Raw genomic sequence first — 26275 nt, 5'->3', positions numbered from 1 at the left:
TAAAGTGAAAAATAGGCTTTAATATAGAAGCTTTTTTAATATTTTTTATTAATACCATTTAATGTACAAGCAATAAACCTTACTGATAATTAAGGAGTAAAGATTGCCAAGAAAAGGGGGAATATAAATGGCAAATAAAAAAATATATATGGGATTGTCAAAGGTTGCCATAGCTGCAATAATTGCAACTTCCTTAAGCGGTGTTGTCTATGCAAAGGAGGGTGATATATACAAATTACCTACAGGATCTGCCACCTCTATTACAGACGAAGGAAGCATAGGTAACATATTGCTTAACAATAGATCAACTCTTTCTGATCTTATATTAAATATGAGTACCTATGGATATGAAGCAGGGAGTAAAATATATAATGCAACAGATGCAAATAATCAATGGAAGGCTAACCCCACAGCATCAGCGGCTACAATATATTCATATATGGAAAAAAATAATACACCAACAAGCTATACTCCACAAGCAACTTTAACTGGAAACTATAATTCCACATTTGGGCAAAACTATGTTACTGTAACTCTTCCAAGTGGGGCAACTGTTAAGTCTGTGGCATCAGATGGAACAGCACTGGCGTCTACAAGTTATAGCCTTAGCGGAACAACATTAACAATATTAGGTGTTACTTCAGCAAATACTGTTACAATAACCACTGGTGATGGAACTATTTATGCATTAGTAAATACTTCATCGGCTGGTGGAACAACTACAACGATTCACAGAGTTGAGTTTGCTTCAGCTGTCCTAACAAAAACTGGAACTAACACAATTACATTCCAATACAAGGTAATAGATGAAAATGGTACAGATATTACCAAAACAGTTCCAGCATCAGAAATAAATGCAGTTGCATCTGTAAGTTCATCCATAGTCTTAGAGCCATCAACAGGAACAGGAACTATAACATTTAATAATTCTTCTGATGTCGATAAACAAGTTATTGTTACATTATTGGAAGTGGAATCTGGAACTTCAGTATATTTAGATACATCTAACCCTGGAGCTGGTATAAAGGGAGATTCAAAGGTTAGTAAAATCATGATAACTTCAACTACATTAGATCTTTATTCATCCAGTACTAGTGGTGTAGATAATGGGTATGCAACTTATAAGGTATTGGATCAATACGGAAATGATATAACAACTTCTGCGTTAGTGCAGGATATTACTTGGACATGTAATATAGGAACTATTACAGCAAGTAACGGTGTGTTGACAGTTTCACCTTTTATTAGTGGCAGCAACTTAACACAATATGCTACTACTACAATAGCTGCAACTGACCGATCAACAGGGACTACAACAAGTGCTAATTTAACAATACCTCAAAGTCAGACAACTTTAAGTAACATAACATTAAATAATTTATATTGCACCAATAATGCTAATGCAGTATTAACTGATGGAGATACTGCGGATTCATTCTATATAGACTATACAGCAACAGATTCCACTGGAAATACAACTAAAAGTTATGACTTAATAAATGAGGGATTAATGAAAGACGATAACGGAAATGTACAAATAGTTTCTTCTGATCCAACACACTTACAAGTTCAATTAGTTAGGGATCCAAATAATTATAATAATGCAGCAATACAGGTTAGTCCTAAAGCAGGTGATTATGAACTTGTGGCAGATGAACCAATAAGTATTACAGTGTCTACATTAAACGGTAATACATCAACTACTGATTTAACATTAAAGAAAAAATTAATGTTAGACACACTTACTTTTTTAATGGCTCCAAGTCAATCAGTGGCTGCTGGTGATACAGATGTAAATATTCCATTTAAAGCTTATGATCAAAACGGCAATGCACTGACTAAATACAGTGATGTTAATAATTATACAGTAATGCTATCAAGTGATATTCCAAGTATTACTGGTATTGATAAGAATCTAGATATTATTCAAAACCCAGATGGAACTGCATCAATCGAGATAAAGAAAGTTCCAGCGTTAACAGGTACCATTACTTCTCAATCATATACGATACAAGCCGTTATAGCAACCACTGGAAAATGCAGCAGATTAAATATAGTAGTACACGCAGCAGCCGTTTCAAATAAGTGATTGTAAATGCATTAAAAGATTTAACTCTAATATTCCGGTTGTGGCTGAGCAAAGTCGTGTAATTTAACGGGTGGAAGCCCCGTCTGGTAAGACTAAAGTCAAGTGGCCAGTAGCAAGTCATGGATGTAAGTCTGTTAAATAATTTAACTAATATATAATAGCTTTGGTCAACTCAAATAGATGCCTGTACAGATGTTGCCAGTGTACAGGCTGTAGTCCGGAGTTAAGCTTATGGATATTGCAATAGATGAGCAAAGTCACTTAGGAAAGTAGAAAATATATAAAACTTGACATCCCCCATAAATGTACTAAAATAAATTATGTTGGGAAAAAAGTAGGGGGTGATTAATATGAAAAAAGTTTTCTTTACTTTTATAGTGTTAACTATATCTATTTTCTTTGTTGCATGTAGTGCTAAGACTTCTAATAATACCAGTAATGTTAGCAAGCCTAATACTACTAAATCTAATGCTGCTAGAAATACAACCAATACTAAAATTACCTACACTAAGGAATTATCTTATATTCCTGCATATAATAGTGACATGAAAGCAGTTAGCACTGCTCCACCGAATTCTTCAGGATTAACTACTGCAAATTACACTATAAAAAACTCTACCAATACTGAAGTATTGCAAAACTATGAAAATATCTTTAAGCAAGATGGCTGGACTATAACCCAGGATCAAAAAAAATCCAACAGCTTAATGGGATTCGTTTCTAAAAAAGATACACACCAAGCTACAGTTGTCATATTGCAAAACAATAAAGATGTTGCAATAGTTATTAAGTCAAAATAAGGATAGTAAAATCTGCTATCCTTATTTTTTATAAGGTACAATAGAAAAATAGCGAAGATATAAAGAATAGCGAAGATATAAAGAATAGAGGATATTTGTACTTATTGTAGAATAGTATAATAATTATTACTTTTTTGTAAATGGATATACAAGGAGGAACTATATATGATAAGTAAAAAAGTATGTATGGGATTGTCAAAAATTGCAATAACTACAATAATTGCAATAATTGCAACTTCTTTAGGTGGAGTTGTTTATGCAAAAGATGGTGATATATATAATATATCTACTACGCCTATTACAGACGAAGGAGGAATAGGCAACATATTGCTTAATAATAGATCAACTCTTTTTAATATGATAACTAATATGGGGAACTATGGTTATGAAGTAGGGAGTAAACTATATAAAGCACCAGATGTAAATGATATATTTATTACTAACCCCACAGCAACAATAGATACAATATATTCAGATATAAAAACAAATCTTACACCAATAAGTGCTTCTGCTCAAACAACTTTAACAGTCAGTTTCGCAAGTGCTATTACCATACCGGCTACAGCAGTAGGAGTAGTGCCTACACTACCATCAACTGTAAATGTTACGCTAAGTGATGGAACAACTGCAAGTGCAGCAATTACTTGGAATGCAGCAGCAACTACAGCAGCGACATATGCAAATGTTGGACAAGTGGCTATTAACGGAATATTAGCTGGTTATGGTAATTATGCTGTAAGTGCTATTGTAACTGTAAGTAATCAAGCAATATATAAAACACAATTAAACAATGAAATATCCGAGGCACAAAACATGGCTGACATAGTTTCAGTTGGAAATAGCGTAGGTGATTGTTCACAAGCTGCAATGGATGCATTAAATGAAGCTATATCAGTAGCACAGGCTGTGGCAGAGAGTACTAATGTGACGCAAAATGATATAGATAATGAAGTAATAATATTACAACTGGCGCAGCTATCGTTTAATAAAACAATAATAACAGTATTGGTACCATCTACAAATTCAGTATCTGCAAATACTAATTTTGACCAAACAATTCAAGTAAAGATACAAGGATTGGGGAATTTTACACAAAACTTAAATACAAATAGTATAACACTCGGAGGAGACTTCACGGGATTAACCGTAGAATCAGCAACAATAGTAGATGCAACCCATGATTATGAAGCAAACATAAGATTAGTAGGAAATTTACAACGTTCCACAGGAATTGGGACAATAACAGTCAATGGAGCTGGATGGAATCAGGGATATAATTTAACTTGTTCTATTGCTATTAACTGATGGAAAATGAAATTAGAACAATATAATTAAAAAGTGCCTACAGATTTATTGCAAGGTGCTTTTTAATTTGATGTTTAATACGCTATAGAAAAATAGTGAAGATATAAAAAATAAAGGATATTTGTGCTTATTGTAGAATAATTATGATAATTATTACTTTTTGTAAATGAATATATGAGTATTCCTGTAATAAAGAGTTTTAGGCTTTGAATGAAATAAAAAAACTGATATAAATATATTGTGTCACTTGCAAGAAGACAACAACAATCTATATCAGGAGGAAAACAATATGAATAATCGAATTATAGTTCCTAACACATTAATATTAGGAATAGACATAGCAAAGGAAAATCACTAAGGTCAATTTGTAGTGAATGGCGAATATATAAAAAAAACATTCCTTATAAAGAATACCAGAGAATCGTTTGAGTGTCTATTAGGTTTAATTAAGCAGTTAGAGGTAAAATACAATTTAAATGGTGTATTAGTTGGAATGGAACCGACAGGTCACTATTGGAAGAATATTGCATATTATTTAAAAAGTCATGGTATAGAGCTGTGCTTGGTTAATCCTTACCATGTTAATAAAATTAAAGAGTTGGAGGATAATAGTCCAACTAAGAATGATAAGAAAGATGCTAGAATTATCGCCAAACTTGTATATCAAGGTCAATATCTAAATTGTATGTTTGAGGAAGAACTCTATGTAAATCTTAGATTGTGCAGTAATAACAGACAAGATTTAAAAAGACAGTTTATTACAGAAAAAGTAAGACTAATAGCGCTATTAGATGAATATTTTCCAGAACTTAAAAAGCTATTTTCAGATATCTTAGGGAAGTCAGCCTTATATATATTAAAAAACTGTCCTTTTCCGCAGGATATAGTTAAACTTGGAGTTCATGAGCTTGCTGAAGAACTTCTGAAAGCAACAAGCAAGCGAGTTGGTCTTAAGAAGGCGGAATTAGTTTATAGTGCAGCTAGACTTTCCATAGGAGTGGCCGTAGGGCTTGAAGGTGCCAGATATAGATTAAAGCTTATTTTAAGGCAATTAGAAAGCTTACAAAAAGAATTAGATGATGTAGAAAAGCTTATGGAAGAATATCTTATGCAGACAGGTTATTCAGAATATTTATTTAGCATAAAAGGTGTAGGAATAGTAACAGCTGCAGGTTTTTTAGCTGAAGTTGGAAATATATCAAAATACGAAAGCTATAAGCAAATACAGAAAGTAGCAGGACTTAATCTAAAAGAAAGTAGTTCTGGTATGAAAAAAGGTAAAACTAAGATAAGTAAAAGAGGACGTTCGAATTTAAGAAACATTCTGTATCAGGCAGCGACTGTAATGTTAGCTAAAAATGCTGCATTTAAGGAAATATATGCTCATTTAACGAAAAGACACCAGAATCAGTTAACAGGAAAACAAGCAGTTGTTGCACTAAGTGTAAGACTTATAAAAGTTATGTACACTTTATGTAAGAAAAAAACAACATATATACATGACAAAGTTCATGGCTTAACGAGTTATCAACAAGTAGCTTAATTTAAATATACAAAGATATATTGATTTTATAGTTCTTTGAAAGAAGTAAGGTTAAAGCACGTTCAAACCCCCATGAGGGCTTAATTGACCCAGTATACGAGGATTAATGCTAACACCTGCTCTAAAATGCAGAACGAAGGAATGTAGAGACATAGATATGTACTCCGTGAGATATGGTAGGGTAAGCATTAGAGCTCTATAGGTGTGCCTTCTTGAAAATATTGGAATACGACTTATGCTTTTATGCTTGCGTCTAATCTTTTTCGAACAATATCATCCATATATTCAATATAACAACATATATAAATTTATACTACTTGTTTATTAATAGTGAAATTCTATGAAAATAGAAGTAAATAAAAGATAAATTAAAATTATTGAGGTAGGGGGATACTAAATGATAAGTAAAAAAGTATATATGGGATTGTCAAAGGTTGCAATAGCTGCAATAATTGCAACTTCCTTAGGCGGAGTTGCCTATGTAAAAGATGGTGATATATATAATATGTCTACTACGCCTGTTACAGATAAAGGCAGCATAGGTAGTATACTACTTAATAAATCAACTTTTTTTGATCTTATATTAAATATGAATAACTATGGTTATGAAGTAGGCGGCAAGATATATAAGGCATCAGATGCAAGTAATCAATGGAATGCTAACCCAACAGCAACAGCAGCTACGATATATTCATACTAATTAGGCTTTAAAAGTGCTGATATTATCTAATTCCAACCTGTAATAGATTTAACAATATCTTCGCATAATTTATCAGAAACTACACTTAGAGCTTATCCCTAAATAATTTGTATTTTTCTAACAGCAATAAAAGCGCATGCAAAATTAATAAGACCTAAATGGGAAATATCTTTTTTCTCAAATCGAACAAGCAATTTTCTAAAGCGATTCATCCATGAATGGGTTACTTCTACTAACCAACGACGAGCTTTATAATCTGGATTGTTCTCCATATTCTTTTTTTCTTGCCTTCGGGAAACTACATGAGGAATATAGCCTCTAAGAACTATAATTTCTAAAGTTGGCTCTCCAGTATATCCATTGTCCGCACAAAGGTTCTGAGGATTTTTAGCTGTGGGTTCTGGTCGTTCTATAACTATGGAATTAAGTACTTCTTTCAGTTGCGATACATCATGACGATTTGCTCCCGTTACCACCACTGATAACGGTACTCCTCTGCCGTCTACGAGGATATGCTTTTTGATTCCATTTTTTTCCTCGTTCTGTTGGATTTGCCCCAACAGATTCTTTTGCAAGAGGAGCTTTATTCATACTTCCATCTATACTAAGCCACTCCCAATCAATTTCTTGCATTTCGTTGTATCGCTCAAGGCTTAGCTCCCACATATTCTCAAATACTCCTGCCTTGCACCATGCCATAAAATATCTGTGTATTGAACTAGATGCTCCAAACTTTTCTTTTGGCAGTGCTTTCCACTGTATACCTGTCCGAAGTACATAAAAAATTGCTTCTAATATTTTTCTCGATTCCATTGGCTTTCTTCCAGCACCAGCAGCTCGTTTATATTCTTCATTCGGTTCTCTTTGTTTCTTAGGTATTAGATCTTTTACTTCTTCCCAAAACTCATCAGTTATCTACAATGATTGCTTTTGTATCATTTGTAGAACCCTCTCTAGCCCTTTTTTTTAATTATCGTATCATACCGGAAACTATTTAGGGATAAGTTCTTAATGTTTTAAATAACTTATTTCTAAAGAATTTTTTACGAATTTCATCCCCAATCATTTCAATAGGGTTAAGCTCAGGAGTATATGACAATAAGGGAAAAATCTCTATATTTTCGGGAATAACGAGACCTTTTGATTTATGCCAGGCTGCATTATCAGTAGTCATTAAAATATAGTCATGAGGATATCGATTTGATACTTCAGCAAGAGATATATTCATACATTGTGTATTACATTTGGGAAGGACAAGGGAAACCATATATCCATCAAGTGGTGAAACAGCACCATAAGCATATGTATATTCTCTAATTCTATGACAAGGAACAGCAGGCCTTATATTACCCTTACACCAACATCTTTTAGGTTTGTTTATACGTCCAAAGCCTGCTTCACCTTGAAATATCGAGCGAAAACTTTTATTTACTTGTGTACAATATTGTTGCAATTCAGCTACTTTTCCAAACATTTTTTTTATACACCTCTATGGTTTCATCATCTGCTTTATTAGGATGTTTACTCCTTGGCATTACTTTTCTCCAGCCATTACGGTGTAATAAATCATAAACAGTGGATTTTGATACCTTCTTATTAAGCTTATTTGAATATGCAGTTATAATTTCGCTTACTTCTAAAATTTCTCCTGATAATGCTTGTTGCCTAAAGGGTTCTAAGAACTCTTTCTCTTCTTCTGGTGTCATATTTCTGTGATTGCCACCATATTTTTTCACAAGTACTTTCTGTATTCCATATCTGTTATATAAATTTACTACATGGCTTACTGCTGATAAAGAGTACTCTGTTATATTTGAGATTTCTTTCAGGGACAATCCATTTACTACCCTTAATTTTACACACAACAGTCTACCTCTATCTTTATGAGTATGAGTTTTTTTGTAAACTTTTTTTATCTCCAATTTTTCATTTTCCGTATATTCTTTTTGAGGCTAAAGCAAATAATGTCATTTCGGTAGTTGACCTGGATAGCTAAAATTTAAGTATTGTATATACAAGGGAAGTTTATAGGGATAAATTAATATAAACATAACTACCAAGTATGGTTATATTAGTTTAATTATGTAGTATTTTATGTTAATATAAAAGTTAATGAAATTGATTATTATGTATGATATTGGGGGAATTTTAATGAAAAGAACACATTCGATTAATGTCATCTGTTTTATTATGTTTTTTTTAGTACTATCTACGAATGTACAGATATTTGCTAGCACAGTGAATAATGCTGCATCAATAAGTCTAAATAAAACTTCAGATGTTCTAACAGTTGGACAAACAGACACCTTAGTAGCCACAATAAATTCAGCAGCTGCAGCAGGTGAGGTAGTGACTTGGGTGTCCTCGAATTCTAGTATAGTGAGTGTATTTAATGGAGTAGTAATGGCTGTACATTCAGGAACCGCAGTTATCACAGCAATTACTACTAGTGGGACAGCATCTTGTGTTGTTACAGTTACTAGTCCCGTAACAGTAGTAAGTTTAAACAAAACTTCAGATGTTTTAACAGTTGGAGGAACAGATATTCTTGTAGCCACTGTAAACCAAGTAACTGGAAGTACAACAACTACAATAAGCCAGTCTGTAACCTGGACATCATCAAATCCCGCCGTAGTACAAGTGGGTAATGGATATATATATGCAGCAGGTTCAGGGACTGCAGTTATTACAGCAAGCACTGCTGGTGGAAGTAATACTGCAAGCTGCTATGTTACAGTTAATGCTACAAATCCTCTAGTAGAAATAGATTTAAATAAGAAAGCTGATGTTTTAACGGTTGGAGGAACAGATACCTTAACTGCTAGTGTAATATCTACATCTACAGCAAATCCAGTTGTAACCTGGGTGTCATCTAATCCTAGTGTAGTAAATGTATTTGGAGGAGTACTAATTGCAGAGAGTCCAGGAACAGCGGTTATTACAGCAACAACTGCAGATGGTAGTGATTCTGCCACTTGCAATGTCACTGTTAATAATCTAGATAGCACAACGACACAGGCACAAACAATAAGTCTAAATAAAACTTTAGATGTTTTAGCAGTTGGGGGAACAGATACTTTAGTATCCACTGTAAATCCCACAGCCACAGCAAGCCAAGCTGTAACCTGGGTATCATCAAATCCTAACGTAGCCACGGTAGCTAATGGAGTAGTGACAGCAGTAAGTACAGGAACTGCGGTGATTATGGTAACTACGGCTGATGGATCCATCAATGCAACTTGTACCGTCACAGTTAATAATGCACCTTTAAGTTCAGTGAAGACTACAAGACTTGGTGGAGCAGATAGATATGGAACTTCTGCTGCTATTTCTCAGGCAGGATGGAAGGGAACTTCTAGTTACGCAGTACTTGCTTCAGGCAACGATTTTCCCGATGGATTAGGTTCTGCTGTATTAGCTAAAAAGTATAATGCACCAATTTTACTTACAGATAAAGATGTCATACCTGAGAGTGTATTAAATGAAATTAAAAGGCTGCAGGTAAATCATATATTCATAACTGGGGGCACTGGGGTTGTATCACAAGCAGTTGAAAATCAGCTTAATGCAATGGGTATTACTACAGAAAGATTTGGGGGAAAAGACCGATATGAAACTTCAATTAAGATAGCGGAAAAGTTAGGTGCTGAAACTGGAGAAATAATAGTAACAAATGGTTATCAATGGGCAGATGCATTATCTGCTTCGGCAATAGCTGCAAAACAGGGAATCCCTATAATACTTACAGATAAAGATGTATTACCTGATTCAGTAAACACATTTATAAGTAAGAATAAGTTTAGCAAAACTTATATTCTGGGGGATACTGATTTAATAAGTACTGCAGTAGCAAATAAATTTCCAAATTCTCAAAAAATAGTCGGCAGCACTGAATATGAAAGAAATATTAATATCATAAAGACTTTTGAAAGTGACATAGATTTTAGCAATATATGCATAGCTTCAGGACGAGATTTCCCTGATTCTATTTCAGGTTCAGCCTTTGCAGCGATGAATTCATCAGCTATAGTTCTTGTAGATGATAGTGATTTGCAAAATGTAACAACCCAATATATAAATGAAAAGCTTACACAAATTAATAATGTTTACATATTTGGACTTCAAGGAGCAGTGAATGATAATGTAATACAAAAACTGCTTAATAAGAATTCTTAATGTGTTATATTACATTTAATTATTGATATATTCAAGAATAGAGGAGCTGGATTTTAGTCTTTTATTAGTTTGCTATTAGTAATATAATAAATATTGTGCACAAGATAAGGAGGTGAGCTAAATGAAAAAACAAACAAAAATAATAGCAGCAGTAATTATAGTAATAATAGTAGCTGTAGGAGGATACTATGGGTATCAAAAATATAATCAGCATAACACACAAATATTGAAGTATAAAGGAGTAAAGCTAAATGATACAGATAAGACCATAGTTGATGAGGTATTAAAGAGTAATGATTTAGAGTATGCATATATAACACATAATGGCAGCACCGTAATGTTAACAGTGAAGTTTAAAAAGGGTATACAAAGTAAAGATAGATACTTAAAAATAAACAAATACATGGCACAATTGAAGGCATATTATAAAGATAAAAATATAAATGTAAAAACAATGCCTTAAATTATGTGTGGATAGAAAAATCAAAAGAAAAAAGAAAATTATCTCTTTTTTCTTTTGCTCTTCACCGTATTTTTGTAAGGTTTCACAAAATTCACCGATTCAGCTAGTGGTATATTATTTTGAAATGACAATTAATAGTATATCTTTACCTGATTTTTGAATTAAAATATTTGCCATGTGAGTATCCTTTTTAGCCGAAATGGCAAAATGTTGTTTCTCATCAGTAATAGTCCAGCCGTCCTTTTTTAGGGCATCTTCATAATACTGGTAGACCTTGCTATCAGATGTATTTTTAATCGTATATCTTGCAGTGGCAAAAGGACTTTTTTTACTTGGTGGAGTATATTTGCTTGATTTCATTCCATCATATGAAGGGAAATATGTTAATTCTTTTGTATAAGTTATTTTAGAATTAGTGCCAGTATTGCTAGCGTTCTTAGTACCGCAGGAAGCTAAAGATATTGATATAATAACTATTGTAATAATAGATAAAAATTTTTTCATAAAATCACCTCACTAATATTTTTTTAACTTTAGATATTTTAATATATTTTACAAGTGATATCAAGCCTAGTTACGTAGAGCATGGTGTACATGATTTTAATTCCAGGGAATTATTGAAGAAATTTTAAGGATTTAAGGAAGTTTATCCGAATTATTACGTTTTATCAGAAGTTACTATTTGGTTTATTTTGTAACAAGTAAAATTGATTGAGAATATTGAACCCTTATTCCATGTATGCTATGATAAGTATCATAGAAGCTAGTGATTTGAATTAAGATATTTTAATTGAAGATTACTTAAGTTTTGGAGGGGTGATATCAGTGTAATGAAAATTAAGCAAAACATATGGAAAATAATAATTATTATGGCGGACATTGGTGAATAATTTATACAAGGTTTAATTAGCATTAGTAATTTGCGCCAATGCTATTAGATATTAATGATTGTAATAGGTAAGTAAGTCAACGGGCTAGGCTCAATTGAAGTTTTAAGCTATAAATAAGAAAGGGGAAGTTAAATGAATAAAAAAAAATTAGCGGCTTTCCTTATTAGTGGGCTAATGATGCTTTCAGCTAGTAACGTTATAGCATCTCAAGATGACGCTGCAAATACTCTAGATATTGAAAAGGCTGCAATAGAGACAATTAATAATTCCCAGTCAGTTAAAACTTATGACGAAAAAACGAAAAATGCTAATAAGCAGTACACTGATGCACAAGCTGCAGCTCAAAGTGCTGTATCCAGTGGTGCGGGAAATTTGATACAAGTGATTATACTTAACCCCATAGAAGCAGAAAATACATTTAAACAATTTACAACTAATAAGGGCGTTAACACCAATTCAGTAAGACTTCAGGCGTATTCTAAATACATAGAACTTTTGAAAGCAAACTATGCAGTAAATATTCAGAAACAATTAAATGACAATTTGGAACAGGATAATAAAAATACCCAGTTACAATTAGCTAATGGTTTAATGTCAAAAAATGATGCCAGGCTGACTGAAATAAAGTATTTACAGTCTACCTATCAGTTAAATAGCCTTCAAAATAGTCTGGATTCGGCTTATATGGCTGTTAACCTGGCAATGGGGGAAGATATAGCAAAAAGGTATACTACGTTAATTGATAAAGACATAGTACCTGCTAAGGATAATCGAACTTTGGACAACTACATAAAGGGTGCACTGCTAAATAGAGGAGAAGTAGTCAATGCACAGAATACGCTGGATGCCAAGAAAAAAGAACTTTACTATGAACAATATGATAGGTATAGTGATTATGAGTTTTACCTTCAGAAAACCCAGTATGATATTGATAATTCTCAAAACAAATTAGATGAATCTAAAATAAATATTCAGTTAGAAATTAGTAAGGGGTATAGGACCCTTGAAGGATATATGAAGGCTATAGAAAGTCAGCAGGCTTATTATGATCTTGCAGAAGCTAACTACGAATCGGCAAAAACACAGTACAGTAATTCTATGATTACGCTAAACCAGTTTGAGAATGCTGAAATTAAAAAAGCTCAGGCACAGATAAATCTTAAAAATGCTCAATTGGACGCATGGCTGCAGCAAACCAAGATGAACTATGCCAGTGACATCGGACCTTCACTAAATTAATTTAAGAGGTGATTATATGAAAAAGAAGTTTATTACTCCTATAGTACTGGGAATGACAGTTTCACTTTTGATGCCTATGTACGTATGCGCAGATGATTCTGGCAGTGGTTCTGGGGCAAGTTCAAGTATAACAACCAGTAATACCTCCACAAGCAGTGGTGCAGATGAAAGCAGCACATCTTCTTCTACTTCTACCACTCCTTCAAACTTAAGTCTTTCCCTGGAAGATGCACTCAATCGTGTAGAAAAGGGTTATAATACTATAGTACTTGATGATAGGTACATAGAAATTTTGGACAAGCAATATCAGGAAGATCTAGCTAACCAACAGTCTCTGAAGGAAACCGCCGGCAGCTCTATGGTAGAAGATGACGCAAAAACTCTAAAATTAAATGCTCCTGTTGCTTTATATAACTTAAATAATGAAAAGCATCAGAGGGAAATTGATTTAAAAAATGCTAAGGTATCAGTAACCAGTGAGTATGAAAATATACTTGCGGCACAGATGAATGTGGATTACATAAGTGAGGAAATATCCAATTTGCAAAAGGATATGGATTTAATAAATGCCAAGATCAAGGTGGGAGTAGACAAGGCTTCCGATATTGAGCAGGATAAAGCTACAATGGCACAATACCAGGCAAGCCTTAACTCGGCGAAGAATGGAATACAATCTTCAATGATTTCTCTTAAAAATGATTTGGGAATTGATCTTAATACTGAACTAACGCTTACTTCAAAACCTATGGACTATGTGAAATTTGATGATACAGATATTGAAGGAAAAATACAAACTGCAATACAAAACAGTTATAGTATGCAAGCATTAAAGCAGGATATTGAAAATACACAAATTGAATATAGTATTTATAAGGAATATTCAGATTCCCAGAAAGATGATACAGAAGTAAGCATTGAAGATAAGCAGAATCAGCTGAACCAAATGCCAAATTCCATAGAGGTCCAGCTTATGACTCAATATAATGCTTTAAAGTCTTTGGAGAATACTGTAGAAGCTGACAAGTTAAGTGTTGAGGCAGCTCAGATAAGTGTAGATACTGCACAGGCAAATTATAATTCTGGAAGAATAACTTATCTAGAGTTATTAAATGCACAGCTTCAGCTTTCTCAAGCCAAGAATACACTGCAGCAGGATATAATTTCATATATGGTTTCTGTAACTAACGTTCAAAACAGTTTGGAAGAACAATAAATTTGTATATAACCTGGCCTGGAATTTAATGGAGCCAGGTTGTTGTTAATAATGCACCTATTGTAAAATGGAAATCTAAAACATTTGAAAATAGGAATAATAAAAAGTATAATGCTAATTAGTAATAAATTTATGAAGCATGGAGGGAAAATCTAATGTCTAGGATTATAAAAGCTGAATTTGGAAATAAAAAGTTAGATGAAAACCAGGATATTGAGGATAAGTATATAAATATGAAAAAGGATATTGTTAAATTGGAACTTTCTTTGAGTGAAGCCGAGAAAAGCATGATATCTGATTTGAAGAGGGAGACACTTTTAGATGAACTTAATAGTTTCCCGCCAATAAATAAAGGAGAAATTGATATTGTAGGTTCATATACTTTTGATATGGGAGATTATTTAGAAGTGCAAGTGTTTCTTAGAAATGGAATGGAAAGAAACGTAGATTTTGATAAAGTACCATTTGTTATTCTAAATTCTAAAAATGAAATTCTTGCAGCACAAATTTTTAATATGCAGGATATAGGAGTCTTACCGCCTCATACTGCAAGACCATATAAGCTGAATTTTGATAAAGCTAATGTCCATGTAGATAAAATATCTTCGGATGATTGGCATATTGTATTTGATAATGTAGAAACAGTAGAATATGAGAATTTTAAATATGGAGAGCTGCCGGATACATTATCGGAGAAAACTTCTCAAGTTTTGAATGACTTTTTAAAAAGTCTTCCTAAGATAGAAAAAGGCAGGTATGATTTATCTAAATTTAATATTGGTATAAATGAAAATGGAGAACTTATCGCATCCATTGTAATCAGAAATGGTTTTGATAAGCCTCTAGGTATAGAAAAATTACCAGTTACTATAAAAAATGAAGAAGGCAATAGGGTGTTTTCTGCTATATTTGATGTACATGATTTTAAAGTAAATCCGGGAGAAGCTAAGTTTTTTAACCTAAAATGTGAAACTGAAATCCGGTTTAATCAAAAAATGGATCTAAGCAACTGGGAACTTATATTTCGTGCTTAAATGAACAAAATGAAATCCATTATGATGTTTATTTAAATTTATTACAAATAGATTTTACTTTGCCAGATCATTTTCAGTATCAGTACTTATTGTACTTGTGTCTCCCAGAATTATTAAGCTTTTGTAACTGCTGCTTTTAAGATATTCTTTAACTTTTGTAGTGTCGCTATTTATAAGAAGTATAGGAGAGTCATATTTTGCAGCTACTGTGCTTCCGGCCAGGGCATCTTTGAAATCTGTACCCGTTGCAAGTACTATTGATGAACTGTTATTAAAGTTAAAACTTTTGCATATATTTAGTGAGGTTTCATACCTGTCAGTACCGAAGATTCTAGATACATAACTGGAATAATTTTTTAATGTGCTGAAAATATTATCGGAAATTACTCCAGGTCCACCTATAACATATATCCTTGAAGGGTTTATTTTGTTAAGCTGACTAATGGTCTGCTGTGGAATACTATTAGATTGAGTTAATAATATTGGGTAGCCTTTACAAGCTGCGACACTACTGATACTCAACGCATCAGGGAAGTTTTCTCCGCTTACAATAATGACAGGAGTGCCCTTTGATATATTTAACTGATTATTGATCTGACTACAGGTGTCATATCTGTCAGTTCCACCAAGTCTACTTGCAGTAAATCCATATTGGGTGAATTTATTTTCAATCACTGAACTAATTGCACCTTCTTTTCCTAAAATATATACTGTTCCGCCTTTTTTAAGATTATCATTTACATAATCGTAAACATTGGTATCATCCTTAGTATTCATAAAGAAAATAGGAGCTTTAAGCTTTGAGGCCAGTACTGTTCCAGATAATGCATCTGCAAAGGATGTTCCCGATGTTATTACTACATTATTAAGTTTATCGGGATTTATTTCTTCTGCCATATCAAACATTGTGGATAGCCTCTTGTGTTGAAAGGTATCTACTGCAGGAATATATGGCAGTCCACCTGATAACTGTTTATATAAGGTTTCATTATTTACACTTTCAGTGGTTGTACCATTAGCGTATAGTACACCATCTTTAAATTCCCAGTAGTATGAGGTGTAGTTAACAAAAGGATACCTTCCGGGCTCTGTATTTAAAAATTTGTAATAGGTGATAGTGGTGGACTTACGGGGAGTGTTGTAGTTTGCAGTAATAGGATCAATAAAAGTGCTGCTTATATAATATATGTTTCCGTCCTGGGGAATGAACTGCTGGCTATTTAGTACCATATCATTATTGTCACCTATTATCGAATTTGTAATGGCATTATCAGGCATGGGCTGTGCAGCTGCAGTTAGTTGATCAAAGGTCATTTCACTGAGTGTTTTAATGTCAGTACTAGTTATATTAGAATTAGTAGCATCCGAGTTAGTTACATCAGAACTAACGGAGTTATTTTCTGTTGTACTTGTTGAATCAGCCATTACAGGTTTAATAAACCATGTTGAGGTTATACAAAATGACAGAACTAATGTAATAATAATTTTTGAGTGTTTATGAGTATTTTTCACTATAACATCTGCTACTTAAAATATGGACAAATATACCAATGTCAAGATTTTTACTGCTTCAACGTACCCTGTTTTGCCTAAGCTACTCCAGTTTGTATAGCACTCCACAGTCGTTAATTCCCCAAATAGCCTTGGGTACATATATACATTCGCTTGATTATGCGATTTTGTATATTTCACAATCTTTCAAATTTAAACTAGCATTATAGTCTCTATCTCCTATATATCCACATTTGGGGCATATATAAACCCTATCTGAAAGTTTTAAATTTTTATTTATATGTCCACAGTTATGGCATGTTTTACTGCTTGGATAAAATCTATCAACTATTCTAAGTTCTATGTTTAACCAATTGCATTTATAGGTTAATATTTTTCTAAATCCACTTAGGTTTTGCTGTGCTACTGCTTTTGAAAGATGTTTATTCTTCATCATATTGGATACTGCTAAATCCTCTATAGTTATATAGCTTGGTTTTTGCTTAACTATTTCAGATATAACTTTACGAGTATAGTCTTGTCTTATATTAGATAATTTTTGATGAAGTTTTTGTACCTTAACTATTTGTTTTTGGATATTTTGTCTAGTAGCAGTCCCTCCTTTTCTTTTATTTTTCTTTAAACTTTCATATTTCCTTGAAAGTTTTCGTTGTTGTCTTTTTAATGATTTTTCTAACTTCTTTACTCTTTTGGTTTTGTTCATATTTTTATATGTCTTACCATTACTACATATAGCCAAACCCTTAAGCCCTAAGTCGATTCCTATCCCTTGATTGATGGTATCGGAATAATCATTATACTCAGGTAATTCAACTAAAACTGATACATAATATCTCCCTGCTTTATAACTAACAGTTCCACTCTTAACGGTTGCATTTACAGGAATGTATCCTTTTTCTTTTAATCTAACCCATTTAAGAGTTGGTATTTTAACTCTATGCCTTTCAATAGTCCAGTCACTTTTATTGTTCTTAGGGAAGTAAGCTTTAACGTCTTGATTCTTCTTTTTCTTGAACCTAGGAAAACCACTTTCACCCTTGAAGAATTTCTTAAATGCTTTTTCTCCATTCATAATTGCTTGTTTTGTAGATTTAGAAGATACTTCTTTAATCCATGCTTTATCTGGATTATTAGGTATAAACGCATTGTTTAACCATTTAGAAAAATCCATTCCTGAAACAAATTCCTTTTCTTTTCCATAGACTTCTCTATTGTGTGCTAGGTAAAAGTTATATATAAATCTACTCACACCAATAGTTCTATGGATTATATGTCTTTGTTCTTCTGCGGGATAGATTTCTGTTTTGAAGCCTTTGAGCATACTTTCTCATCCTCTCTTATTTTTTTCTTATATTTTCTTAATCCGTAGATTCTACAACTAAATACGTGTATTATACTAATTAAATCTTGAACCAATTCATCAGGCGGTGATAAACTTTCGTTATTTACAACTGCAATCTCAACTCCGTTTAATTCTAAAAACCTTTCAAACCATTTGTAAGCAAATCTAATGAACCTATCTTTATGCGAGACGATTATTGTTTTTATTGAATCTAACATACAATCTTCTAATAACTTATTCCATTTTTTTCGATCATAATTAAGTCCACTTCCAATATCCACAAATATTTCATCAACTATAATCCCTTTTGCATTGGCGTATTGTTTGAGAAACTCAACTTGATTTTCAAGGTCATCTTTTTGATTAGAAGTTGATACTCTTGCATATATAATTGTTCTACCGTTTTTGGAATTACCTTCACCCATATAATCCACGTATTGCTTATGTGTGTAGTATCTTCTGTCAGAGGGCGTTCTATATGCTTTTAGTTTTCCTTCTCTATCCCATCTTTGAAGTGTCTTTACTGAAACACCTATCATTTCAGCAAATTCTTGTGGTTTTTATAATTACTCATAAATTAAGTTCCTTTCTATAATTTATGAGTATGTTATACCACTTTTAAATATATTTGTCTGCATTTTTAATAATTATTTATACCTCCTGACATAATTTTAAGTAATAATAGATTTTTATTCACAAAGCAATTATATCAGATAGTATGAATTAGTTAAATAGAGAATAGTTTCTGGATTTATAAATCCACTCTAAAAAACTCAGGCTTCTGCCTGAGCTTTTAGTTAATACTAATTATCTAATTTAACGGTTATTGTATGGTTACTCTAAAGTAGTAATTTCCACAGTATATTGTATATGTTCCTGTAGTAGTGTCTCCTAGGCTAAGTAGTCCGGTTATATTTGTATCTATTGATGATGCTGTGTTATATACAGTAGTTCCGTTTCTTACTATTTTTGTTACTGTTTTAGATTTTATTATCTACAGATATAGAAACAGTTGGTTTAGTATTATTACACAGTGCTTTAACTCTATCTGCTAAGGTAGCCTTAAATTTGCTATATGTCAATGGATTTGTAGTATCTTTTATTCTTGTAGCTATATTGTCTATGATGAAGTTACCATTTGCATCTATATAACTATCAGTTCTACCATTATTTAAATAGTTTGTTTCGCTTGCCCAAGATATTGGTTAAATGGCACACCATCAACATTTATTAGTGAAGAATGTAAGTTCATCAAGTCCTGTGCTTTGGTTAATCTGGACTCAATTAAGTCTAAACTTTACTGTTGAGCATTGTTAAATACAGTTTGTAATGATTGTAAATCAGGATCTAATATATTATAATTATAGGATTCCCAGTGGTATTAACACGTATTTTACCTTCTAAAGCTGAACTGTTTTGTATAAGATTAGTAAGTTTCTCACCATAAATGTCTGAAACTAAGCTTGTGATATTATAATTTGTATCTCCACCACCAGTTTATATCAGTCATACTACCTGTTGGTTTTTCTTCCGATTTTCCGGTTGGACTAGTATTTTCAGATATAACATTATTTTTATTAACGGACTGAATACTTCCAGTTACAGCTACATCTTTTGCTATATTTATTACTCTAGGTGTACTTCTATTTTGAATGTTTTGAATATTACCCTCTCCTGTAACTGTAACAGCCTGCGGAGCTCCAGCAGTTATTGTTACATTATCAAATTCACCATCAAGTACTATTTCTTCATTATAATCTTGCAGTTTCTGGTGGTGTTATCGCTGCTGCTTTAACATTTATAGATATTAGTGAACCTGCTATTAACAAAGATGTGATAATACTTGCTGACAAAGTCTTTGGTATTAATTTGCATTGTTTACCACACTATAATCTTCTTTAAATGTTTGAAAACCAGTATGTGTGGTGTAAAGTTGAGTCGCTTCTTAATGATATTGTTACTGAAGAGAGTGAATTAATTACAATTATTAGAATATTATATAGTAGGAGAATTGGACAAATTTATTATAGATAAAAATTTCTTTCTAGGAGGTTAATGTATGCTTGGGGATAGCAATAGCATTCGTAGCAATTCTGAATTAAAAGCACTGGCAAGAGAACAGTTGAAAGGAAAGTGGGGTACAGTTCTCCTATTGTGCCTGGTTTTTGGTATTATAACGGGGTTACTTGGAAGTATTCCACATATTGGACCAGTTATAAGTATAATAATTTCAGGTCCCTTCACATTAGGATTAATTTCATGTTTCATGAAGTTAATTAGAAAAGAGTATTTCAAATTTGAGAATCTGTTTGATGGATTTCAAAATTTAGGTTCCGCCATAATATTGCAGATACTCATAGGAATATTTGTATTTCTTTGGTCATTACTTCTCATAATACCGGGAATAATTGCCATATACAGATATGCAATGTCGTTTTATATACTATATGACAATCCTGATATAGGGGCATCAGAAGCTCTGAACAAAAGTAAAGAAATGATGAAAGGTTATAAATGGAAGTTGTTTTGTCTGCATTTTAGTTTTATCGGCTGGGTTATACTTTCCGTACTTACTTTGGGAATTGGTTTCTTGTGGTTAACTCCTTATATCAATACATCAAATGCAAACTTTTATCAAAATTTAAAGGATTCATCTTTAGATTCTTCTACATTACAATAAGACAGCAGTTAAAGTCGGAAATGAATTTCCGACTTTGTTACTTTAAAAGCTGTTGGGAGCATAGGTTCCATCAGCAATTAAGGCCAATTTCATTGGCGCTCCAGATTGCATCCTTTATATTTCCCGTGTCCTGTGCATCTCCTACAACATATAAGTCAACTATTTTATCTTTAAGTCTATCATATAATTCCTTATTGGATTTAAAGCCAGCTGCAATTACTATAGTGTCAGCAGATATATTTGTCTTTTTAAATTTTTTATCAATAAGCACTGCGCCATCATCGGTAACTTCAAGTAAGGAATTTTCAGTAATAATTTTTACATTGTACTTTTTGAGAAGATCAATAAGCATTATTCTGTTCATGTGAGGAATTGGTTTACCGGTATCTAATATGTTGTCTCTTACTTCTACTATTGTAACTTTTTTGCCCTGCTCTGTAAGATGAAGGGCAGTTTCGCAGCCCACAAGTCCTCCCCCTACTATAAGTACATGGCTTCCGCATTCCTTTTGCCCATTTAAAATCTCAACTGCCGTTGCAACTTTGCCTTTTTCTATGCCAGGCAGGTTTATTTTAATATCGTTTGCACCAGTGGCTACAATAACAACCTCGGGATTTTCTGTATTCACAAGTTCTTCTGTAACCTTTGTATTTAAAGATACTTTAACTTTTAGTTCTTTCATCTCATTTTTATACCATTGAAGCAGCCGCCTGTCATCCAGTTTGAAGTCAGGAACTGAGCCAGGAATGAGTTCACCCCCAAGATTTTCTGTTTCTTCATAGAGAGTAACCTTATGACCTCTCATAGTTGTTATTCTGGCTACTTCCATTCCTGCAATTCCGCCGCCTATAATCATTACTTTCTTTGATACAGCAGCAGGTTTTGCTTCATAATAGGCTTCTCTTCCTGCAGCAGGATTTACTGTACAGCTTAGAGGTTTTCCTTGAAATCCTCTTCCCAGACATCCTGTATGGCATCCAATGCAGGGACGAATTCTTTCAGATTGATTTGTGAGAACTTTTTTAGGCCAGTATGCATCACAAAGAAGAGGTCTTCCAAGTCCGATCATATCCGCAGCTTCATCATCCAGGGCTTTCTCAGCATATTCCGGCATCCCAAGTTTTCCTGCAACTATAATAGGGACTTTAACAACTCTTTTGAGTTCTTTGGTATATGGAAGATATAAACCATCTTTTTGATAAAGAGGGGGATGGGACCAATACCATGCATCATATGTACCTAAATCTGTGTTTAGTTCATCATATCCTGCGGCTTCAAGAATTTTTGCGGCTTCAAGTCCTTCCTCTAAATCACGGCCTTTTTCCACATAATCCTCATCTGGAAGCCCCCCCTGCCTCCAATCCTTGATACAGCTTTTTACACTGTACCTTAATCCCACGGGGAAGTCATCTCCTAACTTGGCTTTTATCCCCTGAACTATTTCTATTGGAAGCTGAAGCCTTCCCCTTAAATCTCCTCCGTATTTATCTGTCCTTCTATTGAATATGGACAGCGTAAACTGATCTAGCAGATATCCTTCATGTACCGCATGTATTTCTACACCATCGAATCCTGCCTTATGTGCAATTTCGGCACCTCCAATGAATTTTGTAACTATCCATTCTACTTCTGAAGTAGTAAGCGCCCTGCAGGTAACCGTAGGATCCCAATAATTTGGAATATCTGAGGCGGAAACAGGCTGCGAAGTTAAAAGAGCACCTGGGGCACCGGTTCTTCCGAAACCCATTGTAAGCTGTAAAAATATCTTTGAACCATAGGCGTGAACTCTTTCTGTCATTTCCGAGGATGTCATTAAAAATCTTCCTGGATTAGTTGAAATAACGGGAATTACTCCAGGTACAATTTTATCAATTTCATTTTCTACTTTGGTAATACTCGTTATTATAAGTCCTGTTCCTCCCTTAGCTCTTTCTACATAATAGTCAATAGCTCTTTGGTTATAACATCCTTCATTATCTACAAGCCCAAAGGCTCCCATAGGTGCCATTGATATCTTGTTTTTTATTTCTACTTTACCTATTTTAATGGATTCAAACAAGGATCTATTGTTCATATTCATTTATGCCTCCTATGTATTTTAATTGTGTAATTATTCAGCTTCTTGAAATACAATATATTGTGTTTTATCCGAACGCTACCATTGCTAACACCCCCAGCTTCTTCAAAGTGGGGGATAAGCACTGCTACGCGCCTGGATAAGTTCTTCTAAGGTTCAGGTGGAGAAAAGCATTTCTCATGAGCAAACTCCATCTGAACCTAAGAATCACTTGATATACGAAGAAATCAATATATAGCGGCAAATAATTACTTAATTTTATATTTTCCACTATTTAGTTCAAATATACTTATAGTACCTTATGTTATTTAGTTATTCTTAAACTTATTTGGTAATAGTATCCTTTATATAAATTTAATAGTAAGTTAACCATAAAAGTCTTGAAGAATATTTTATTTAAATATATAATCATTATTAATTATTATCACAAAGTATAGTTATAGGACTTATTTTAATGAATCTTAATTATTATTATTTAGGAGGAGGAGTTGCTTATGATTAGAAGACTAAAGGGAGGAGAGCTGGATTTAAGTGTACTGGAGATTAAGGATGTACTTGATATTAATATGCTTCAAAAGTTTCAGGATAATTTTGCAGAAAGCATGAATATTGCCAGTGTAACTGTAGACAAAGATGGTAATCCTGTAACAAAGCCAAGTTCTTATACAAGCTTTTGTGAGTATACCCATTCCACTAAAATAGGTGATGACAGATGTGCAAAGTCTCATAAAAAGGGTGGAGAAGAAGCTACTAGGTCAGGAAAGCCATACATATATAAATGTCATGCAGGGCTTATAGATTTTGCAGCACCTATTATTATAGAAGGAAAGTCCATAGGTACCATTTTAGGTGGACAAATATTATATGCCAAACCTATAGAACTAGAATTTAGAAAAACTGCAAAAGAAATAGGAATGGATGAGGATAAATACATAGAAGCATTGAATAAAATTAAAATTATAGAAGAAAAAAATGTAAAGGCTGCTGCGGAACTTTTATATGTTGTAGCAAATTATCTATCAAAAATTGGCTATGAACAAATCAAACATGACTCAGAATCTCAGGATAAACTTACTTCAATAGCTCAAGTACTTAATAATAGTTTTAGTCAGATATCTGCTACAATGGAGGAACTGGCAGTATCTTCAGTTAACGTAACAAACAACCAGCATATGCTTGCACAAAACATAAATGATATAAACGAGATATCAGTAGATATAAATAATATATTAAATTCTATAAGAAGTATAGCCGATAAAACAAAGATGCTTGGCTTAAATGCAGCTATAGAGGCTGCCAGGGCAGGAGAATCAGGAAGAGGATTTGGAGTAGTGGCAAGTGAAATAAGAACTCTGTCTGAAAACTCCAAAGAAACAACAAAAAAGATTGTATCCCTTACTACTAAAATTCAATCAGCTGTTACCAAGGCACTGGATGAATCAAAGTCTACCATGGAAACTACAGAACATCAGTCATCTTCCATAGAGGAAGTCACCGGTAATATAGAAGAGCTTTCAGGGTTGGTAGAAGAATTAAGCAGTATTGTAAGTGTATAATTCACATCTTTTCAATATATACCATTATATCAAAAAAGCATAACAGAAAAAACTGTTATGCTTTAAGGTATCTGAAAATAAATAGCAAGCCAAAGATGCCTATAATATATCTTATCTTGTAATATCGTCATAATTTGAATTTTTGCCTTCTATACTTATTATAAGTTTATGAGGAAGACATACAATATTTTGTCCGGGATTTGATATCCATCCGGTTTTTACACATATTTTATCAGGACAGTCTGCATCTATAATAGAAATTCTGCCTTTTTCTACTCTGATTTTATTAAAATGATTTCCATCATATTTTATAATGAACTCCTCATTGTCTTTAATGGAGTTTAAGTTAATAGTTTTTATAACTGTGCCATTTTGTTTTATAACGGCAATTTTACTGGAACCTTCTATGTAGCTCTTATATATGAAAACTCCTGCCGTGCTTATAACAAGCAATGCAATTATAAGTAATGCGGCCAACTTATCTCCTTTTTTCATTTAACTCTGCTCCTTTGTATTAATAAGTAATTATATAAGGAATTTTACTACATTATAAATACATTTACAACGTTATAATGGTGTAAATAAAAGAACAACTTAAAAATATATTGCAAGAAAACTATAAAGGGGTATAATTATGTTAAATTAAAGTTGGGAGGGAAATGATGGAGCATATAAATACTAAGTATGGAACTTTAAAAAGCTTAAATTATGTAAAGTACTATGAAGATGGCAGTATAAAGGAATGTACATTAGATAATTTGAATAAACTAGAAACTCCTTATGGACTTTTGATACCTAAATACGAATATGGCGAAGAGAGGAGTAAACATATTCCTTCTATTGCTTTCTATAATAACGGAAATTTAAAAAAAGTTTATCTTGAAAAACAAACTGATGTTAATACTCCTATTGGTATATTACCTGCTGAATTTATCACATTTTATGAAAATGGAAGTATAAAGAGAATTTTTCCTCTAAATGGAAAAATAACAGGTTACTGGTCCGAGGAAGATGAATATAATCTGGCAGAGGAAATAGAACTTGATGTTTCTATAGAAAAATTGAAGGAAAAAGTTATTGCAGTACGTTTTTATGAAAATGGAAGTATAAAGAGTATTACTTTTTGGAATAAAAATAATGTTAAACTAAACTCTCCCTTAGGAAATGTATATGTGCGTATAGGGGCATCTTTTTATGAAGATGGTGAACTTAAATCTTTTGAACCTTCAAAGCCTACGCCTGTCTCTACTAAAATAGGTACTATAATGGCCTATGATACTGAAGCTATAGGTATTCATGGAGATTCCAATTCTGTGAAATTTTCTAATGAGGGCAGGGTGGAATCATTGATAACTTCCACAGATACTATAGAAGTCATCAGTAGAAAAGGAGAAAAAAAATTATATAAACCTTTATTAAAACCAAGTGTAATTGATGAAAATTTCATGGAGGTTGTACCCTTAAATATAGAATTTTATAAAAACAAGGTAAAGTTTACAAGCGGCATTCACCATAGATTTCTTGATGAATACATTGTTGATGAGTATGATTTTTATATAAAGAGCTCACCCCTTAGAGAAGGCTCTCCTTGTTCATCTTGTATAGGCTATTAGAACTTTATTATCAAGTGGTTTTTATTGTAATTTTAAAAAAGCC

The 26275-nt window shown here is 32.9% G+C and carries 21 protein-coding genes and 1 pseudogene; 13 read left to right on the top strand and 9 right to left on the bottom strand.

The window, feature by feature from the left end; translation table 11 throughout:
* Positions 1 to 127: 127 nt before the first annotated feature.
* The 5 genes from ACJDU8_RS01815 (at position 128) to ACJDU8_RS01795 (ending at position 6437) form a co-directional block, all read left to right on the top strand.
* Entirely contained in the window at positions 128 to 2089 is a 1962-nt protein-coding gene (locus ACJDU8_RS01815; RefSeq protein WP_406790436.1) for a hypothetical protein, read from the top strand.
* Positions 2090 to 2439: 350 nt separating this feature from the next.
* Positions 2440 to 2889, top strand: coding sequence for a hypothetical protein (locus tag ACJDU8_RS01810; RefSeq protein WP_406790435.1), 450 nt, complete (start codon positions 2440 to 2442; stop codon positions 2887 to 2889).
* Positions 2890 to 3054: 165 nt separating this feature from the next.
* Positions 3055 to 4194 carry an Ig-like domain-containing protein gene (locus ACJDU8_RS01805; RefSeq protein ID WP_406790434.1) on the top strand — a complete coding sequence of 380 codons (1140 nt, stop codon included), beginning with the start codon at positions 3055 to 3057 and terminating at the stop codon, positions 4192 to 4194.
* Between the two features lie 370 nt (positions 4195 to 4564).
* Positions 4565 to 5737: an IS110 family RNA-guided transposase gene (locus ACJDU8_RS01800; RefSeq protein WP_406790433.1), complete on the top strand. Its 1173-nt coding sequence runs from the start codon at positions 4565 to 4567 to the stop codon at positions 5735 to 5737.
* A 397-nt stretch (positions 5738 to 6134) separates the two neighbouring features.
* The gene (locus ACJDU8_RS01795; protein WP_406790432.1) at positions 6135 to 6437 is read left to right on the top strand and encodes a hypothetical protein; all 303 of its coding nucleotides are present in this window, start codon (positions 6135 to 6137) and stop codon (positions 6435 to 6437) included.
* Between the two features lie 98 nt (positions 6438 to 6535).
* On the opposite strand, the gene ACJDU8_RS01790 is transcribed toward ACJDU8_RS01795, so the two are convergent.
* The 3 genes from ACJDU8_RS01790 to ACJDU8_RS01780 all read right to left on the bottom strand — a co-directional run bounded on the left by ACJDU8_RS01790 (position 6536) and on the right by ACJDU8_RS01780 (position 8359).
* Positions 6536 to 7352, bottom strand: a protein-coding gene (locus ACJDU8_RS01790) for an IS5 family transposase (protein WP_406790575.1) whose coding sequence is annotated in 2 segments (ribosomal slippage) — positions 6536 to 6971 and positions 6970 to 7352 — 819 coding nt in all. Because the reading frame shifts where the segments join, the coding sequence is not laid out codon by codon here.
* 79 nt (positions 7353 to 7431) lie between these two features.
* The gene (locus tag ACJDU8_RS01785; protein ID WP_406790431.1) at positions 7432 to 7911 is read right to left on the bottom strand and encodes a transposase; all 480 of its coding nucleotides are present in this window, start codon (positions 7909 to 7911) and stop codon (positions 7432 to 7434) included.
* Entirely contained in the window at positions 7892 to 8359 is a 468-nt protein-coding gene (locus ACJDU8_RS01780) for a helix-turn-helix domain-containing protein (RefSeq protein WP_406790430.1), read from the bottom strand. The genes ACJDU8_RS01785 and ACJDU8_RS01780 overlap by 20 nt, the downstream gene beginning before the upstream one ends.
* Positions 8360 to 8588: 229 nt before the next feature.
* Between ACJDU8_RS01780 and ACJDU8_RS01775 the strand changes: the two genes are divergently transcribed.
* Positions 8589 to 10613 (top strand): cell wall-binding repeat-containing protein, encoded by a 2025-nt coding sequence (locus ACJDU8_RS01775; RefSeq protein ID WP_406790429.1) that lies wholly within the window; start codon positions 8589 to 8591, stop codon positions 10611 to 10613.
* A 121-nt stretch (positions 10614 to 10734) separates the two neighbouring features.
* On the top strand, positions 10735 to 11076 hold the full coding sequence (locus tag ACJDU8_RS01770; RefSeq protein ID WP_406790428.1) for a hypothetical protein: 342 nt from the start codon (positions 10735 to 10737) through the stop codon (positions 11074 to 11076).
* A 114-nt stretch (positions 11077 to 11190) separates the two neighbouring features.
* On the opposite strand, the gene ACJDU8_RS01765 is transcribed toward ACJDU8_RS01770, so the two are convergent.
* Positions 11191 to 11580: a hypothetical protein gene (locus ACJDU8_RS01765; RefSeq protein WP_406790427.1), complete on the bottom strand. Its 390-nt coding sequence runs from the start codon at positions 11578 to 11580 to the stop codon at positions 11191 to 11193.
* A gap of 518 nt (positions 11581 to 12098) precedes the next feature.
* Between ACJDU8_RS01765 and ACJDU8_RS01760 the strand changes: the two genes are divergently transcribed.
* The 3 genes from ACJDU8_RS01760 (at position 12099) to ACJDU8_RS01750 (ending at position 15452) form a co-directional block, all read left to right on the top strand.
* Positions 12099 to 13205 carry a TolC family protein gene (locus ACJDU8_RS01760; RefSeq protein ID WP_406790426.1) on the top strand — a complete coding sequence of 369 codons (1107 nt, stop codon included), beginning with the start codon at positions 12099 to 12101 and terminating at the stop codon, positions 13203 to 13205.
* A 16-nt stretch (positions 13206 to 13221) separates the two neighbouring features.
* Complete coding sequence (locus ACJDU8_RS01755; RefSeq protein WP_406790425.1) at positions 13222 to 14418, top strand: TolC family protein; 1197 nt, start codon at positions 13222 to 13224, stop codon at positions 14416 to 14418.
* 155 nt (positions 14419 to 14573) lie between these two features.
* Entirely contained in the window at positions 14574 to 15452 is an 879-nt protein-coding gene (locus tag ACJDU8_RS01750) for an SLAP domain-containing protein (RefSeq protein ID WP_406790424.1), read from the top strand.
* Positions 15453 to 15506: 54 nt separating this feature from the next.
* Here ACJDU8_RS01750 and ACJDU8_RS01745 read toward each other — a convergent pair whose 3' ends face one another.
* The 3 genes and pseudogenes from ACJDU8_RS01745 to ACJDU8_RS01735 all read right to left on the bottom strand — a co-directional run bounded on the left by ACJDU8_RS01745 (position 15507) and on the right by ACJDU8_RS01735 (position 18845).
* Positions 15507 to 16964 (bottom strand): cell wall-binding repeat-containing protein, encoded by a 1458-nt coding sequence (locus ACJDU8_RS01745; RefSeq protein ID WP_406790423.1) that lies wholly within the window; start codon positions 16962 to 16964, stop codon positions 15507 to 15509.
* A gap of 157 nt (positions 16965 to 17121) precedes the next feature.
* Positions 17122 to 18231: an RNA-guided endonuclease InsQ/TnpB family protein gene (locus ACJDU8_RS01740; RefSeq protein ID WP_406790574.1), complete on the bottom strand. Its 1110-nt coding sequence runs from the start codon at positions 18229 to 18231 to the stop codon at positions 17122 to 17124.
* Positions 18224 to 18845: pseudogene (locus ACJDU8_RS01735) on the bottom strand (IS607 family transposase). Before ACJDU8_RS01735 ends, ACJDU8_RS01740 begins: the two are co-directional and overlap by 8 nt.
* A 1520-nt stretch (positions 18846 to 20365) precedes the next feature.
* Here ACJDU8_RS01735 and ACJDU8_RS01730 point away from each other — a divergent pair.
* The gene (locus tag ACJDU8_RS01730; protein WP_406790422.1) at positions 20366 to 20986 is read left to right on the top strand and encodes a DUF975 family protein; all 621 of its coding nucleotides are present in this window, start codon (positions 20366 to 20368) and stop codon (positions 20984 to 20986) included.
* A 70-nt stretch (positions 20987 to 21056) separates the two neighbouring features.
* Here ACJDU8_RS01730 and ACJDU8_RS01725 read toward each other — a convergent pair whose 3' ends face one another.
* Positions 21057 to 23060 (bottom strand): oxidoreductase, encoded by a 2004-nt coding sequence (locus ACJDU8_RS01725; protein WP_406790573.1) that lies wholly within the window; start codon positions 23058 to 23060, stop codon positions 21057 to 21059.
* Between the two features lie 497 nt (positions 23061 to 23557).
* On the opposite strand from ACJDU8_RS01725, the gene ACJDU8_RS01720 reads away from it, so the two are divergent.
* Positions 23558 to 24619, top strand: a complete 1062-nt coding sequence (locus ACJDU8_RS01720) for a PocR ligand-binding domain-containing protein (RefSeq protein WP_406790421.1) — start codon at positions 23558 to 23560, stop codon at positions 24617 to 24619.
* Positions 24620 to 24730: 111 nt separating this feature from the next.
* Here the strand turns inward: ACJDU8_RS01720 and ACJDU8_RS01715 are convergent, their stop codons facing one another.
* A complete protein-coding gene (locus tag ACJDU8_RS01715) occupies positions 24731 to 25114 on the bottom strand; it encodes a NusG domain II-containing protein (RefSeq protein WP_406790420.1) in 384 nt (127 codons plus the stop codon).
* Positions 25115 to 25281: 167 nt separating this feature from the next.
* Between ACJDU8_RS01715 and ACJDU8_RS01710 the strand changes: the two genes are divergently transcribed.
* Positions 25282 to 26232 (top strand): hypothetical protein, encoded by a 951-nt coding sequence (locus ACJDU8_RS01710; RefSeq protein ID WP_406790419.1) that lies wholly within the window; start codon positions 25282 to 25284, stop codon positions 26230 to 26232.
* Positions 26233 to 26275 lie beyond the last annotated feature (43 nt).

This window comes from Candidatus Clostridium eludens, assembly GCF_045310515.1.
Lineage (GTDB): Bacteria > Bacillota > Clostridia > Clostridiales > Clostridiaceae > Clostridium_B > Clostridium_B eludens.
This window is presented reverse-complemented; position numbering and strand designations above follow the sequence as displayed.